The following is a 13,930-nucleotide window of genomic DNA, read 5'->3' as shown; positions in this document are numbered from 1 at the left end:
ATGGAGTTCCTGCTCGGCGAGAAGTCCGCCTCCATGCTGGTCCCGCACCGGGGGCGCCCCTTCGAGGCGAGGCGCTCAGCTCTCCGCGCCGACCGGCTCCGGGGTGGCCGGCGCGACCACGCGGACCGGGGCGGTGTGCGCCTTCGGCATGCCGAGGCCCATGGAGCGCATGATCCAGCCCGCGACGCCACCGAGGGCCACGATCACCAGACCGGCCCAGAAGCCGACGGGCTGGGCCATCACGATGAAGGCGCCCGAGACGCAGAAACCGATGAAGGCGATGATGACACCGGTCCAGGCGGCCGGGGTGTGACCGTGGCTGCTGCCCGCCATGACTTGCTCCTCGTTGCTGTGTACGTGTCGAGTACCTGCCGTACAGGTCGTACGGGTCGTACGGTCCGAGCCCGCCCGTCACTGTCAGAGCCGGGTCGCTCGCGGTCCATTGTCCCGTACGCCCATGGGCGTACGGGACGGGGGTGGGAGTCTCGTTGCCCACACTTGGGCGGAGGTTCAGGCGCCGGTGGGGTCCTCGCCCCGGTCCAGGGCCTTCCAGATCTCCTCGGGACGTTCCGGGTCGACCGGGCGCGCGGCACGCCGGGGGCGCTCCGTGCCGCGCTCGTAGCGGCCGGACATCGCGGGCCAGCGGGGGCCGTAGCGCAGCGCGAGCAGCCCGGCGAGCAGGATCAGCACGCCTCCGGCCGCGGCCGCGTAGGGCCAGGCGGTGTGGCTGAGGGCCTGGACGGTGGCCGAGGTGTCGCCGGTGGCGGCGGCCGCCTTCTCGTCCAGCGCGGAGCCGTCGGCCACCCCGGCGAGGGCGGCCGTGACGATGCCCGCGCCGGAGAGCGCGAGCAGCGCGGCGACGGCGAACCGGCCCGCCCGGCGCACCGCGAACACGGCGACCATCGCGGCGAGGCCCACGACGGCGAGGGCGGCCGGGACACCGGTGACATCGCTGCCCGTGGCGGTCAGCGGGAAGTCGCCGCCGGCGACCGTCGCGGTCCCCTCGGCCCAGCGCTGCCGGGTCGCCAGCAGCGCCACGGCCGCGCCGAGCGCGCCGGACAGCAGGGCGACGGCGAGGCTGCGCCGGCCGGAGCGGGCGGGCACGGCGGCTTCGGAACGGGGGTGCGGTACGGCAGTCACGTACTCCACTATCGCCTGAACCCCGGACGAAGTGTCGTCCGGGGTTTCCGCGAACGCGTCACACCGTGCCCAGCCGGTTGGCGGTGTGGACGGCGCGCAGCACGGCTGCCGCCTTGTTGCGGCACTCCTGGTCCTCCGCGACCGGGTCGGAGTCCGCGACGATCCCGGCGCCCGCCTGCACGTACGCCGTGCCGTCGCGCAGCAGGGCGGTGCGGATGGCGATGGCGGTGTCGGAGTCGCCAGCGAAGTCGAGGTAGCCGACGCAGCCGCCGTACAGGCCGCGCCGGGAGGGCTCGAGTTCGTCGATGATCTGCATCGCGCGGGGCTTGGGGGCGCCGGAGAGGGTGCCCGCCGGGAAGCAGGCGGTGAGCACGTCGAAGGCGGTGCGGCCGCCGGCGATCTCGCCGGTGACGGTGGACACGATGTGCATGACGTGCGAGTAGCGCTCGATCGACATGAAGTCGACGACCTCCACCGAGCCGGGTTCGCAGACCCGGCCGAGGTCGTTGCGGCCGAGGTCGACCAGCATCAGGTGCTCGGCGCGCTCCTTGGGGTCCGCGAGCAGCTCGTCGGCGAGCGCCTGGTCCTCCTGCGGGGTGGCGCCCCGGTGCCGGGTGCCGGCGATGGGGTGCACCATGGCGCGCCCGTCCTCGACCTTGACCAGCGCCTCCGGCGAGGAGCCGACGACGTCGAACCCGTCGAAGCGGAACAGGTACATGTACGGGGACGGGTTGGTGGCCCGCAGCACCCGGTACACGTCCAGCGCGCTCGCCGTGACCGGGGTCTCGAAGCGCTGGGAGGGCACGACCTGGAACGCCTCGCCCGCGCGGATGCGCTCCTTGACGTCCTCCACGGCCTCCCGGAAGTCGGGGCCGCCCCACAGCGCGGTGTACTCGGGCAGCTCGGAGGGCGGCAGCAGGGCCGGGGGCTGGGCGACCGGACGGGCGAGGTCGGCCTCCATGGCGTCGAGCCGGGCCATCGCGTCGGCGTACGCCTCGTCCACGCCGGTTTCCAGGTCGTTGTGGTTGATCGCGTTGGCGATCAGCAGGACCGAGCCCTCCCAGTGGTCCATCACGGCGAGGTCGCTGGTCAGGAGCATGGTCAGCTCGGGCAGCTTCAGGTCGTCGCGCTCGCCGGGGCCGATCTTCTCCAGGCGGCGGACGATGTCGTAGCCGAGGTAGCCGACCATGCCGCCGGTGAAGGGCGGCAGGCCCTCCTGGTGCGGGGTGTGCAGGGCCTGGAGGGTGGCACGCAGGGCGGCGAGCGGGTCGCCGTCGGTGGGGACCCCGACCGGTGGGGTGCCGAGCCAGTGGGCCTCGCCGTCGCGGGCGGTCAGGGTGCCCGCCGAGCGGACGCCGACGAAGGAGTACCGGGACCACTGGAACGCCGTGCGGCCGTTCTCGGCGGACTCCAGCAGGAAGGTGCCGGGGCGTTCGGCGGCGAGCTTGCGGTAGAGGGCGACGGGGGTGTCGCCGTCGGCGAGGAGCTTGCGGGTGACCGGGACGACACGCCGGTCGGCGGCCAGTTTGCGGAAGGTGTCGAGGTCCATGGCGTTCACCGGTCCTCCTCCTTGAGCAGCACGTCGGCGTCGAAGCAGGTGCGGTCGCCGGTGTGGCAGGCGGCGCCCGTCTGGTCGACCTTGACCAGCAGGGTGTCGGCGTCGCAGTCCAGCGCGACCGATCTGACCAGCTGGACGTGCCCGGAGGTGTCGCCCTTGACCCAGTACTCCCGGCGGCTGCGGGACCAGTACGTGCAGCGGCCGGTGGTCAGCGTGCGGTGCAGTGCCTCGTCGTCCATCCAGCCGAGCATCAGCACCTCGCCGGTGTCGTACTGCTGGGCCACGGCGGGGACGAGGCCGTCCGGGTCGCGCTTGAGGCGGGCGGCGATCTCGGGATCGAGGCCGCTGGGACGGGGGCTGCCGGTCGTACGGGTCATGGACGCCATTGTGCCGTGCGGCGGTCGGGGTCAAGGTCCGTGTCCGCTGCGTGGTCCGCGCGGGTGGCCGTAGGCTGAAGCCATGTCGACCTTCGCCAAGCGTGAACGGCTCCTGCTAGCAGACCTCTTGGAAACCGCCGGCCCGGACGCACCGACCCTCTGCGAGGGCTGGACGACCCGTGATCTCGCCGCGCACGTGGTGGTGCGCGAACGGCGCCCCGACGCGGCGGCCGGGATGCTCGCCAAGCCGCTGGCCTCCCGGCTGGACCGGGTGATGGACGAGTACACGGCCAAGCCCCATGACGAACTGATCCAGCTCGTCCGCACCGGTCCGCCGAAGTTCTCCCCGTTCCGGCTGAAGCAGGTGGACGAGGCGGCCAACATCGTCGAGTTCTACATCCACGCCGAGGACGTGCGCCGCGCCCAGCCGGAGTGGAGTCCGCGCGAGCTGGACCCGGTGTTCCAGGACCTGCTGTGGTCGCGGCTGGAGCGCACGGCCCGGATGACCGGGCGGCACGCGCCGACCGGTCTGGTGCTGCGCCGCCCGGACGGCCGCACGGTGGTGGCGCACCGGGGCACCCCCGTGGTCACGGCGACCGGCGAGCCCTCCGAGCTGCTGCTGTTCGTCTACGGGCGGCAGGACGCGGCCAAGGTGGCGCTGGAGGGTGACGCGGACGCGATCACCACCCTGCACGACTCCCGTCAGCTGGGCCTCTGACCGGCCGGGAGCCGCGATGATCAAGGTCGCCATGACCGGGGTGTACGTGGACGACGTGGTGCGGGCGCACACCTTCTACACGCGGGTGCTGGGGTTCGAGACCCGGCTGCACCTGGACCTCGGTGACGGCGTGCTGTTCGTGACGGTGGGAGCACCCGAGGGCGCCCAGCCGGACCTCCAGCTGCTGCTGGAGCCCGGCGGGGGCCCCATCGCCGAGCCGTACCGCACCGCGCTGTACGACGCGGGCCTGCCGACCATCGTGTTCGAGGTGGACGACATGCGGGTGGAGTACGAGCGGCTGCGTGCCGCCGGTGTCCGCTTCACCCATCCCCCGCAGGAGCAGGGGCCGGTGCTGGCGGCCGTATTCGACGACACGGTGGGCAATCTGGTGCAGCTGACCCAGCGGCTGCACTGAGCGCCGCGCGGCCCGCCCGAGGTGCCGGGCGGGTCCGCCCGAGGTGCCGGAGGCCCTGCCCGCGCCTCAGCCGGGCAGCTCGGCCCGCCTGAGGTGCGGGAAGCACAGCACGACGACCCCGCCCAGCCCGCACACCGCGGCGCTGGCCACGAACACCGGCCCGAGCCCGAAGGCGCCGATCGCGGCGGCCGCGAACGGCATGCTCAGCGGGGCGAGACCGAGACTGACCAGACTGGCGACGGCGGTGATCCGGCCCAGGTAGGCGGGGTCGGCCTGGGTCTGGAGCAGCGCCCCGCACATCGCGCCGCTGAGCCCGGCGAGCAGCCCGACCAGCAGGGCGACGCCGACCGCTGCGGGGAGCGCAGGCACGTAGGCGAGAGCGCCGATGGCGACGGACCCCGCGAGGATCGAGCAGGCGGCGGTGAGCCCGGCGCGCGGCAACCGGCCGCGCGCGGCGAGCAGCAGCGAGACCGCGCCCGCGCCGACGCCGAACCCGGCGAGCACCCAGCCCATGCCGGAGGCGCCCCAGCCGCGCCGGTCGGCGAGCAGGGTGAGGCCCACGTTGAGCGGGCCGACGAAGCCGAAGTCGCCCAGCGCGATGGCGAGCATCAGCGGGCCGAGGACGCGATGGCGGCGGACGTGCCGCAGTCCGTCCGTGAGGTCGGCCCAGGCGGTACCCGCCTCCCGGGCGGCCTCCTCGGTCGGGAGCGGCCTGATCCGGACCGTCATCAGCAGGGGCAGCGAGACCGCGATGAGCAGTCCGGCCAGCCCGAACGCGGCGGCCGCGCCGCCCGTCGCCACGCCGAGCCCGCCGAGCGGGGCGCCGACCACACCGGCGATCCGGATGGCGAGCCCGCGCAGGCCCTGGACGCGGGCCAGCTGGCCCGGTGCGGTGATGCGGGCCGGGAGCGCGCCCACGGCCGGCATGAAGACGGCGTCGACGGTCCCGAAGACCAGCGCCAGCGCGGCGAGCGGCCACAGTCCGGGCGTGCTGACGAGGAGCAGCGCGGCGACGGCGAGCACGGCCGCGCACCGCACGGCGTCGCTCCCGATCACCACCCGGCGCGGCCCGAACCGGTCCGCGATCACCCCGCCCCCCAGCAGCAGCAACGCCCTGGGCACCGCACCGGCCGCCGTCACGGCCCCGGCCTCCGCGGGGCTCCCCGCCCGCACGGCGGCCCAGGACAGCGCGATGTAGTAGACGTTGTCCCCGAGCATGGACGCGGTGTACGCACCCAGCCAGCGCAGCACATCGGGGTCACGATGAGCCGCCCGGTCGCCTGTCGGGGCGGCCGGGCGTAGCTCGGTGTCGGTGGCGGAAGCGGGTTCAGACAGTTCAGACAGTTCAGACACGGACGGGGTGGCCCGCCTCGCTCAGCGTCTGCTTGACCTCGCCGATGCGGAGGTCGCCGAAGTGGAAGACGGAGGCGGCCAGGACCGCGTCGGCGCCGGCCTCCACGGCGGGCGGGAAGTGGGCGAGGGCGCCCGCACCGCCGGAGGCGATCACCGGGACGGAGACATGCCTGCGGACGGCCGCGAGCATGTCGAGGTCGTAGCCGTCCCTGGTGCCGTCCGCGTCCATCGAGTTGAGCAGGATCTCGCCCGCGCCCAGCTCGGCGGCCCGGTGCGCCCACTCGACGGCGTCGATGCCGGTGCCCGTGCGGCCGCCGTGGGTGGTGACCTCGAAGGAGCCGGACGGGGTGCGGCGGGCGTCCACCGAGAGGACCAGCACCTGGCGGCCGAACCGCTCGGCGATCTCACGGATGAGGTCGGGGCGGGCGATGGCGGCCGTGTTGACGCCCACCTTGTCGGCGCCGGCCCGCAGCAGCTTGTCCACGTCCTCGGCCGTGCGGACGCCGCCGCCGACGGTGAGCGGGATGAAGACCTGCTCGGCGGTGCGGCGCACCACGTCGTAGGTGGTCTCGCGGTCGCCGGAGGAGGCGGTGATGTCCAGGAAGGTCAGTTCGTCGGCGCCCTCGGCGTCGTAGACCTTGGCCATCTCCACCGGGTCGCCCGCGTCGCGCAGGTTCTGGAAGTTGACGCCCTTGACCACCCGGCCGCCGTCCACGTCCAGGCAGGGGATCACTCGTACGGCCAGGGTCATGCGGACACTCCTCGGAACGCCTCCACCTCGATCTCGACCACCAGGCTGGGGTCCACGAAACCGGAGACGATGATCATGGATGAGGCGGGCCGGACGGTGTCGAACAGCTCCTTGTGCGCGCGCCCGACCTCCTCCACGTCCCGGGCATGGGTGAGGTACATACGGGTGCGCACCACGTCGTCCCGGCCGAGGCCCACCTGCTCCAGCGCGGCCAGCGCGACACCGAAGGCGTTGACGGCCTGCTCGTAGGGGCCGCCCCCGGCGATCTGCCCGTCCACGATGGAGGTGCAGCCGGAGACCAGCACCAGCCCGTTCGGAAGTTCCACCGCGCGGGAGTAGCCGAACTGGTCCCCCCAGGGCGCGCCGGTGCCGATCCGGCGTACGTCGCTCACCGGGACACCGCCGCGAGGGCCTCTTCCAGGGTGAACGCCTCGGCGTACAGCGCCTTGCCGACGATGGAGCCCTCGACGCCGAGCGGCACCAGGCCGGCGATGGCGCGCAGGTCGTCCAGCGAGGAGACGCCGCCGGAGGCGACGACCGGGCGGTCGGTGACCGCGCAGACGTCTCTCAGCAGCTCCAGGTTGGGGCCCCGCAGGGTGCCGTCCTTGGCGATGTCGGTGACGACATAGCGGGCGCAGCCCTCCTGGTCCAGGCGGGCGAGGGTCTCGTAGAGGTCGCCGCCGTCGCGGGTCCAGCCGCGGCCGCGGAGGGTGGTGCCGCGTACGTCGAGGCCGACCGCGATCTTGTCGCCGTACTCGGCGATGACCTTGGCGACCCACTCGGGGGTCTCCAGCGCGGCGGTGCCGAGGTTGACGCGGGTGCAGCCGGTGGCGAGGGCGGCGGCGAGGGTGTCGTCGTCGCGGATGCCCCCGGACAGCTCCACCTTGATGTCCATGGCCCCGGCCACCTCGGCGATCAGGTCCCGGTTGTCGCCGGTGCCGAACGCGGCGTCCAGGTCGACCAGATGGAGCCACTCGGCGCCAGCGCGCTGCCAGGCGAGGGCTGCCTCCAGCGGGGAGCCGTAGGAGGTCTCGGAGCCGGACTCGCCGTGCACGAGGCGTACGGCCTGGCCGTCGCGGACGTCGACGGCGGGGAGCAGTTCGAGCTTGGCCATGGTCTCAGAGGGTTCCGATCCAGTTGGTGAGGAGCTGGGCACCGGCGTCGCCGGACTTCTCGGGGTGGAACTGGGTGGCGGACAGGGCGCCGTTCTCCACGGCGGCCACGAACGGCCCGCCATGGGCCGACCAGGTCACCGCGGGCGGGGTCATGGCCGCGTTGAGCTGCTCGAAGGCCCAGTCCTGCACGGCGTAGGAGTGGACGAAGTAGAAGCGGTCGGCCGGGTCAAGGCCCGCGAACAGCCTCGATCCTGCCGGGGCGTCGACGGTGTTCCAGCCCATGTGGGGCACGACCTCGGCCCGGAGCGGGCCGACCGTGCCGGGCCACTCGTCCAGGCCCTCGGTCTCCACGCCGTGCTCGATGCCGCGCGCGAACAGGATCTGCATGCCGACGCAGATGCCCAGCACGGGGCGGCCGCCCGCCAGGCGCCGGTCGACGACCCAGTCGCCGCGGGCCTCGCGCAGGCCGGTCATGCAGGCGGCGAACGCGCCGACGCCGGGCACCAGCAGGCCGTCGGCGTTCATCGCCCTGTCGAAGTCCCGGGTGATCTCCACCTCGGCGCCCACGCGGGCGAGGGCGCGCTCGGCGGAACGGACGTTGCCGAAGCCGTAGTCGAAGACCACGACCTTCTTCTGGTCGCTCAACTCCACACCTCCAGCCGCATCACGCCCGCGATCAGGCACATGGCAGCGCCGATGGAGAGCAGCACGATCAGGCTGGTGGGCATCTTCTGCTTGACGAAGGAGATGATGCCGCCGACCAGGAAGAGGCCGACGACGATCAGGACGGTGGACAGACCGGTCATGGGATTTACAGCGCGCCCTTCGTGGAGGGGAGGATGCCGGCCGCGCGCGGGTCGCGCTCGGCGGCGTAGCGCAGGGCGCGGGCGAGGGCCTTGAACTGGCACTCCACGATGTGGTGCGCGTTGCGCCCGTAGGGCACGTGCACGTGCAGCGCGATCTGGGCCTGGGCGACGAAGGACTCCAGGATGTGCCGGGTCATCGTGGTGTCGTACTCGCCGATCATCGGCGCCATCTTCTCGGGCTCGGTGTGCACGAGGTAGGGGCGGCCGGAGAGGTCGACGGTGACCTGGGCGAGGGACTCGTCCAGCGGGACCGTGCAGTTGCCGAAGCGGTAGATGCCCACCTTGTCGCCGAGCGCCTGCTTGAAGGCGGCACCGAGCGCGAGGGCGGTGTCCTCGATGGTGTGGTGGGTGTCGATGTGCAGGTCGCCGTCGGTCTTCACGGTCAGGTCGAACAGTCCGTGCCGGCCGAGCTGGTCGAGCATGTGGTCGTAGAAGCCGACGCCGGTGGCGATGTCGGTCTTGCCGGTGCCGTCGAGGCCGATCTCGACGAGGACCGAGGTCTCCTTGGTGGTGCGCTGCACGCGTCCTGTGCGGCTCATGCGTCAAGCTCCTTCTTCAAGTCCCGTACCGCGTCGAGGAACGCGTCGTTCTCTTCGGGGGTTCCGGCGGACACCCGCAGCCGGCCAGGCACGCCGTTGTCCCGGACCAGCACCCCGTGGTCGAGGATGCGCTGCCACGCGGCGTGGGTGTCCTCGAAGCGGCCGAACTGCACGAAGTTGGCGTCGGACTCGGTCACCTCGTAGCCGATCGCCCGCAGTTCGGCGACGAGACGGTCCCGCTCGGCCTTGAGCTGCTCGACATAACCGAGCAGCGTGTCGGTGTGCTCCAGCGCGGCCAGCGCGGTCGCCTGGGTGATGGCGCTCAGGTGATAGGGCAGCCGGACCAGCTGGACGGCGTCCACCACGGCGGGGCCGGCGGCCAGATAGCCGAGGCGCAGCCCGGCGGCGCCGAACGCCTTGGACATGGTCCGCGAGACCACCAGATGCGGCCGGCCCGCCAGCAGCGGCAGCAGCGAGTCGCCGTGGCTGAACTCGATGTACGCCTCGTCCACGATCACGATGGACGGCTTCGCCGCCTGCGCGGCCTCGTACAGCGCGAGGACCGTCTCGGGCGGGACGGCGTTGCCGGTGGGGTTGTTGGGGGTGGTGATGAAGACGACGTCGGGCCGGTGCCGGCCGATGGTGTGCACGGCGGCGGGCAGGTCGATGGTGAAGTCCGCGCCGCGCGGCCCGGAGATCCAGCCGGTCCCGGTGCCGCGCGCGATCAGGGCGTGCATCGAGTACGACGGCTCGAAGCCGATCGCGGTGCGGCCGGGCCCGCCGAAGGTCTGCAGCAGCTGCTGGATGACCTCGTTGGAGCCGTTGGCCGCCCACACGTTCTCCGGGCCGAGGGTGTGGCGCCCGGTCCTGGTCAGGTAGCCGGCCAGTTCGGTGCGGAGCTGGACCGCGTCCCGGTCGGGGTAGCGGTTCAGGTTCCGCGCGGCCTCCCGCACCCGCTCCGCGATCCGCTCGACCAGCGGTTCGGGCAGCGGGTAGGGGTTCTCGTTGGTGTTCAGCCGGACGGGGACGTCCAGCTGGGGCGCGCCGTAGGGGGACTTGCCGCGCAGCTCGTCACGGATGGGGAGTTCGTCCCAGGGGGACTGAGTGCTGTTGCCGGTCACTTGGTCCCCGGTACCTTCCAGCCGAACCGGGCCTTGACCGCCGCGCCGTGCGCGGGCAGGTCCTCCGCCTCCGCGAGGGTCACCACGTGGTGGGCGACCTCGGCGAGCGCGTCCTCGGTGTAGTCGACGATGTGGATGCCGCGCAGGAACGACTGCACGGACAGCCCGGAGGAGTGGCAGGCGCAGCCACCGGTGGGCAGTACGTGGTTGGACCCGGCCGCGTAGTCCCCGAGGGAGACCGGCGCCCAGGGGCCGATGAAGACCGCGCCCGCGTTGCGCACCCGGTCGGCGACGGCGGCCGCGTCGCGGGTCTGGATCTCCAGGTGCTCGGCGCCGTACGCGTCGACCACCCGCAGGCCCTCCTCCACGCCGTCGACCAGGACGATCGCGGACTGCTGCCCGTTCAGCGCGGGCACGATCCGGTCGTCGACGTGCTTGGTTGCGGCGACCTGCGTCTTCAGCTCCTCCACCACCGCGTCGGCCAGCGCCACCGAGTCGGTGACGAGGACGGCGGCGGCCAGCGGGTCGTGCTCGGCCTGGCTGATCAGGTCGGATGCGACGTGCACCGGGTCGGCCGTGTCGTCGGCGAGGACCGCGATCTCGGTCGGGCCCGCCTCGGCGTCGATGCCGATCTTGCCGGTGAAGTAGCGCTTGGCTGCCGCGACCCAGATGTTGCCGGGGCCGGTGACCATGTCGGCGGGGGGGCAGGACTCGGTGCCGTACGCGAACATCGCCACGGCGGTGGCGCCGCCCGCCGCGTACACCTCGTCCACGCCGAGCAGGGCGCAGGCGGCGAGGATGGTCGGGTGCGGGAGGCCGTCGAATGCGGCCTGCGCGGGCGAGGCGAGCGCGATGGACTCGACTCCCGCCTCCTGGGCGGGCACCACGTTCATGATCACGGAGGAGGGGTACACCGAGCGGCCGCCGGGCGCGTACAGCCCGACCCGGTCGACGGGGACCCACTTCTCGGTGACGGTGCCGCCGGGTACGACCTGCGTGGTGTGGGTGGTGCGGCGCTGGGCGCGGTGGACCAGGCGGGCCCGGCGGACGGACTCCTCCAGGGCGGCGCGCACGGCCGGATCGAGAGCGTCGAGCGCGTCGGTGAGCGCCTCGGCCGGGACGCGGACGGTTCCCAGCCGTACTCCGTCGAACTTCTCCGCGAAGTCGATCAGCGCCGCGTCGCCACGATGATGCACGGCCTCGCAGATCGGACGCACCTTCTCCAGGGCGGCCGAGACGTCGAAGTCGGCTCGGGGCAGCAGGTCGCGCAGGGCGGGGCCCTCGGGGAGGGCGTCGCCGCGCAGATCGATTCGGGAGATCACAATGTCAATTCTCTCAGACCGGCGCCGGGCCCGGTCCGCGCGTATCAATGGCTGATACAGAACGTGGGACAAGCGGTGCGACAGAGCGTGGCCGGAACCCGCGAATTCACCCTCACGTTGTGTGTCGAACCCGTCACCCGGCGGGCATGAGCCGGGAAACGACGGATGGGACGGACGTGGGCGGCGGGCCGGGCGGTGACGCCCGCGGCCGGCTCGCGGGAGAGGAGCCGCGGTGACCGAAGCGCTGACGGCGGGTCCGGGCGCCGCGGAGCTGCCGGACGATCTGACCCCGGCCGAGGCGGGCATGTGGCAGGCGTTCCGCAACGGCAGTGTGTACGACCTGAGCAGCGGCGAGGCCGCCGTGGACGATCCGCACGGCGGCGTCCCGTGGGGCGCGGAGCGCAGTGTGCGGGCCCGGGTGGTGTGCTGGCTGCTGCTGGACGGGCCGCCCGCGCTGGCGGGCCGGGTGTCCTCGCTGAAGCTGACCGGGGTGCGGATCACCGGCACGGTGGATCTGGCCGGCGGCACCGTCACGCCGTACATGGAGCTGCGCGGCTGCCGGTTCGACGAGGAGGTCCGGGTGCCGGAGGCGCATTTCACGACCGTGCGCCTGGTGGACTGCGCGGTGCCCCGGCTGGAGGCGGCGCGGGCACGCACCGAGGGCGACCTGCACCTGGCGCGCTGCCGGTTCCGCGTCGGCGTCCGGCTGACCGACGCGCGGATCGGCACCGACCTGATGCTCAACCAGGCGGTGGCGCACCGGGACCGGAGCGGCCGGTCCATCGCGGCGGACGGCATGACGGTCGGCCAGGACCTCCAGGCGGAGATGCTGGAGTCGTACGGCGAGCTGCGGCTGCGCGGCGCCCAGGTCGGGGGGTCGCTGAGCCTGCGCGGGGCCCGGCTGTCCAACCCGTACGCCCGGCTGGCGCTGAACGCCCCGCAGCTCACGGTGGAGCGGACCCTGTATCTGACCCCGGCCGCGGTGGGCAGCCCGCTGCTGAGCGGCACCACACCGGCGCGCGGGACCCGGGTGCAGCGCTTCGAGTGCCGGGGCGGGCTGCGGCTGGACGACGGCCGCTTCGGGGACGCGGTGGACCTGGAGGGGGCGCGGTTCACGCTCACCGGCGACCAGGAGCTTTCGCTGCGCCGGATACAGACACCCGAGCTGCGCTTCCTGGGGGACCGGCCGCCGTCGGGGCGGGTGGTGCTGTCGGGTGCCCGCACGGTCAACCTGGTGGACCACGCGGGCAGCTGGCCGGAGCCGGGCAACCTCCAGATGAGCGGCTTCGCGTACGAGAACCTGGTGCCGCGCGGCCCGTTCCCGCTGGCCCACCGGCTGGCCTGGGTGGCGGCGGCGACCGCCGAGTACCACCCGGAGCCGTACGAGCGGCTGGCCGCCGTGCTGCGCGCGGCCGGGGAGGACGAGGACGCTCGCGAGGTGCTGCTCGCCAAGCACCGCAGACGCCGCGAGACGCTGCCCCCGGCGCTGAAGCTGTGGGGGTACGCGCAGGACTGGACGGTCGCCTACGGCTACCGGCCGGGCCGGGCCGCGGTGTGGATGGCGGTGCTGTGGGCGGCGGGCACGCTGGCGTTCGCGCACGCCGACCCGCCCCCGGCGCACTCCGAGGACCATCCTGCGTGGAGCCCGGCGCTGCTCACGCTGGACCTGCTGCTGCCGGTGATCGACCTGGGCCAGCTGGACGAGTGGCGGCTGCGGGGGGCGTGGCCGTGGCTGGCGGCGGCGCTGATCATCCTGGGCTGGGTGCTGGCCACGGCGGTGGCGGCGGGGGCGACACGGCTGCTGCGGCGGAGCTGACGCGGCTTTTGGTCGCAGGGGCCTGACAAGAGCGGAAAAGCGACCTTTTTGCGGTTCCTTGACTTTCAAGGGCACAACCTTCCACAACTTGCCCGAACCCTCTGGCGCGGGCCCGACCTGCGGACTTTCAATGGTCGGCACCATGGTTCTGCTGCCGGCGTTTTTCCGCCCCACCCGGAAGACACGACGCGCCTCGCGCCCGGACTCCTCCGCACCGGCCGACGACGTCATCCTCGACGCGCCCGACGACCGCCTCTCCCCCGCCCTGGTCGCGGCCGGGCAGGGCGAGTTCGCGGGCGCCGCAGCCCTGCTCGCGGCCACCCGCGCGGCGGCCCAGTGGGAGGAGCGCGACGCCTACGCCACCCGGCTCGCCGCCTTCGCCCGCTCCCGCCCCGAGTGGTTCGAGGCGTGGCGCGCGGCCGACCCCGGCGACCCCGGCGTCCTGCTCGTCGGCGCCCAGCTGGCGGTGGACCGCGCCTGGCCCTCGCCGGACCGTGCCGGGCTGCTGCGCGAGGTCAGCCCACTGATCACGGCCGCCGCCCGCGCCGACGACCGCGACCCGGTGCCCTGGCGGATCGCCCTGGACCACGCGCGGGGCTCCCGCGCGGGCCATCGCTACTTCGAGGAGCTGTGGGAGGCGGCCGTACGGCGCTCCCCGCACCACTACGGCTGCCACGTGGCCGCGCTGCGCTATCTGGCCACCTTCTGGCACGGCTCGCACCGCGAGTGCTTCGACTTCGCCGAGCCCGCCGCGCAGGACGCGCCGCCCGGCTCGCTGGTCCAGGCGCTGCCGCTGCGGGCGGCGTTCGGTTATCTGACGGACGCCTGCGGCCCGGAGG

17 protein-coding genes are annotated in these 13,930 nt (G+C 73.4%); 4 read left to right on the top strand and 13 right to left on the bottom strand.

Features of this window, described 5'->3' with window-relative positions; genetic code table 11:
- Positions 1-75: 75 nt before the first annotated feature.
- The 4 genes from ACFWN1_RS25345 to hisI form a co-directional block, all read right to left on the bottom strand.
- The gene (locus ACFWN1_RS25345) at positions 76-333 is read right to left on the bottom strand and encodes an HGxxPAAW family protein (protein WP_384366243.1); all 258 of its coding nucleotides are present in this window, start codon (positions 331-333) and stop codon (positions 76-78) included.
- Positions 334-510: 177 nt separating this feature from the next.
- Complete coding sequence (locus ACFWN1_RS25340; protein WP_384366240.1) at positions 511-1,149, bottom strand: TIGR02234 family membrane protein; 639 nt, start codon at positions 1,147-1,149, stop codon at positions 511-513.
- 49 nt (positions 1,150-1,198) lie between these two features.
- Positions 1,199-2,689, bottom strand: a complete 1,491-nt coding sequence (locus tag ACFWN1_RS25335) for an anthranilate synthase component I (RefSeq protein WP_384366252.1) — start codon at positions 2,687-2,689, stop codon at positions 1,199-1,201.
- Between the two features lie 5 nt (positions 2,690-2,694).
- The gene (gene hisI, locus ACFWN1_RS25330; RefSeq protein ID WP_384366237.1) at positions 2,695-3,075 is read right to left on the bottom strand and encodes a phosphoribosyl-AMP cyclohydrolase; all 381 of its coding nucleotides are present in this window, start codon (positions 3,073-3,075) and stop codon (positions 2,695-2,697) included.
- Positions 3,076-3,157: 82 nt separating this feature from the next.
- On the opposite strand from hisI, the gene ACFWN1_RS25325 reads away from it, so the two are divergent.
- Positions 3,158-3,793: a TIGR03085 family metal-binding protein gene (locus ACFWN1_RS25325; RefSeq protein ID WP_384366234.1), complete on the top strand. Its 636-nt coding sequence runs from the start codon at positions 3,158-3,160 to the stop codon at positions 3,791-3,793.
- A 16-nt stretch (positions 3,794-3,809) separates the two neighbouring features.
- Positions 3,810-4,208: a VOC family protein gene (locus ACFWN1_RS25320; protein WP_384366231.1), complete on the top strand. Its 399-nt coding sequence runs from the start codon at positions 3,810-3,812 to the stop codon at positions 4,206-4,208.
- A 66-nt stretch (positions 4,209-4,274) separates the two neighbouring features.
- Here ACFWN1_RS25320 and ACFWN1_RS25315 read toward each other — a convergent pair whose 3' ends face one another.
- The 9 genes from ACFWN1_RS25315 to hisD are packed head-to-tail and all read right to left on the bottom strand — an operon-like array spanning position 4,275 to position 11,275.
- Positions 4,275-5,543 (bottom strand): MFS transporter, encoded by a 1,269-nt coding sequence (locus ACFWN1_RS25315; RefSeq protein WP_384366249.1) that lies wholly within the window; start codon positions 5,541-5,543, stop codon positions 4,275-4,277.
- 10 nt (positions 5,544-5,553) lie between these two features.
- Complete coding sequence (hisF, locus tag ACFWN1_RS25310) at positions 5,554-6,312, bottom strand: imidazole glycerol phosphate synthase subunit HisF (RefSeq protein WP_384366228.1); 759 nt, start codon at positions 6,310-6,312, stop codon at positions 5,554-5,556.
- Positions 6,309-6,704 carry a RidA family protein gene (locus ACFWN1_RS25305; RefSeq protein WP_384366226.1) on the bottom strand — a complete coding sequence of 132 codons (396 nt, stop codon included), beginning with the start codon at positions 6,702-6,704 and terminating at the stop codon, positions 6,309-6,311. The genes hisF and ACFWN1_RS25305 overlap by 4 nt, the downstream gene beginning before the upstream one ends.
- Positions 6,701-7,426: a bifunctional 1-(5-phosphoribosyl)-5-((5-phosphoribosylamino)methylideneamino)imidazole-4-carboxamide isomerase/phosphoribosylanthranilate isomerase PriA gene (priA, locus tag ACFWN1_RS25300; protein WP_384366223.1), complete on the bottom strand. Its 726-nt coding sequence runs from the start codon at positions 7,424-7,426 to the stop codon at positions 6,701-6,703. Before priA ends, ACFWN1_RS25305 begins: the two co-directional genes overlap by 4 nt.
- A 4-nt stretch (positions 7,427-7,430) precedes the next feature.
- On the bottom strand, positions 7,431-8,078 hold the full coding sequence (hisH, locus tag ACFWN1_RS25295) for an imidazole glycerol phosphate synthase subunit HisH (RefSeq protein WP_384366220.1): 648 nt from the start codon (positions 8,076-8,078) through the stop codon (positions 7,431-7,433).
- Positions 8,069-8,233 (bottom strand): hypothetical protein, encoded by a 165-nt coding sequence (locus ACFWN1_RS25290; RefSeq protein ID WP_384366217.1) that lies wholly within the window; start codon positions 8,231-8,233, stop codon positions 8,069-8,071. The genes hisH and ACFWN1_RS25290 overlap by 10 nt, the downstream gene beginning before the upstream one ends.
- A 5-nt stretch (positions 8,234-8,238) precedes the next feature.
- Positions 8,239-8,832, bottom strand: a complete 594-nt coding sequence (gene hisB / locus ACFWN1_RS25285) for an imidazoleglycerol-phosphate dehydratase HisB (RefSeq protein WP_384366214.1) — start codon at positions 8,830-8,832, stop codon at positions 8,239-8,241.
- Positions 8,829-9,953: a histidinol-phosphate transaminase gene (locus ACFWN1_RS25280; protein ID WP_384366212.1), complete on the bottom strand. Its 1,125-nt coding sequence runs from the start codon at positions 9,951-9,953 to the stop codon at positions 8,829-8,831. Before ACFWN1_RS25280 ends, hisB begins: the two co-directional genes overlap by 4 nt.
- Positions 9,950-11,275, bottom strand: coding sequence for a histidinol dehydrogenase (hisD, locus tag ACFWN1_RS25275; RefSeq protein WP_384366209.1), 1,326 nt, complete (start codon positions 11,273-11,275; stop codon positions 9,950-9,952). Before hisD ends, ACFWN1_RS25280 begins: the two co-directional genes overlap by 4 nt.
- Positions 11,276-11,579: 304 nt before the next feature.
- Between hisD and ACFWN1_RS25270 the strand changes: the two genes are divergently transcribed.
- Both ACFWN1_RS25270 and ACFWN1_RS25265 read left to right on the top strand, forming a co-directional pair.
- Complete coding sequence (locus ACFWN1_RS25270) at positions 11,580-13,091, top strand: oxidoreductase (protein ID WP_384366246.1); 1,512 nt, start codon at positions 11,580-11,582, stop codon at positions 13,089-13,091.
- Between the two features lie 130 nt (positions 13,092-13,221).
- Positions 13,222-13,930, top strand: a 709-nt coding sequence (locus tag ACFWN1_RS25265) for a hypothetical protein (RefSeq protein ID WP_384366206.1), incomplete at its 3' end; no start/stop codon positions are given.

Source organism: Streptomyces sp. NPDC058459 (genome assembly GCF_042721685.1).
Taxonomy (GTDB): Bacteria; Actinomycetota; Actinomycetes; order Streptomycetales; family Streptomycetaceae; genus Streptomyces.
The sequence above is the reverse complement of the archived record's forward strand: the minus strand, read 5'-3'. Positions and strand labels throughout refer to the sequence as shown.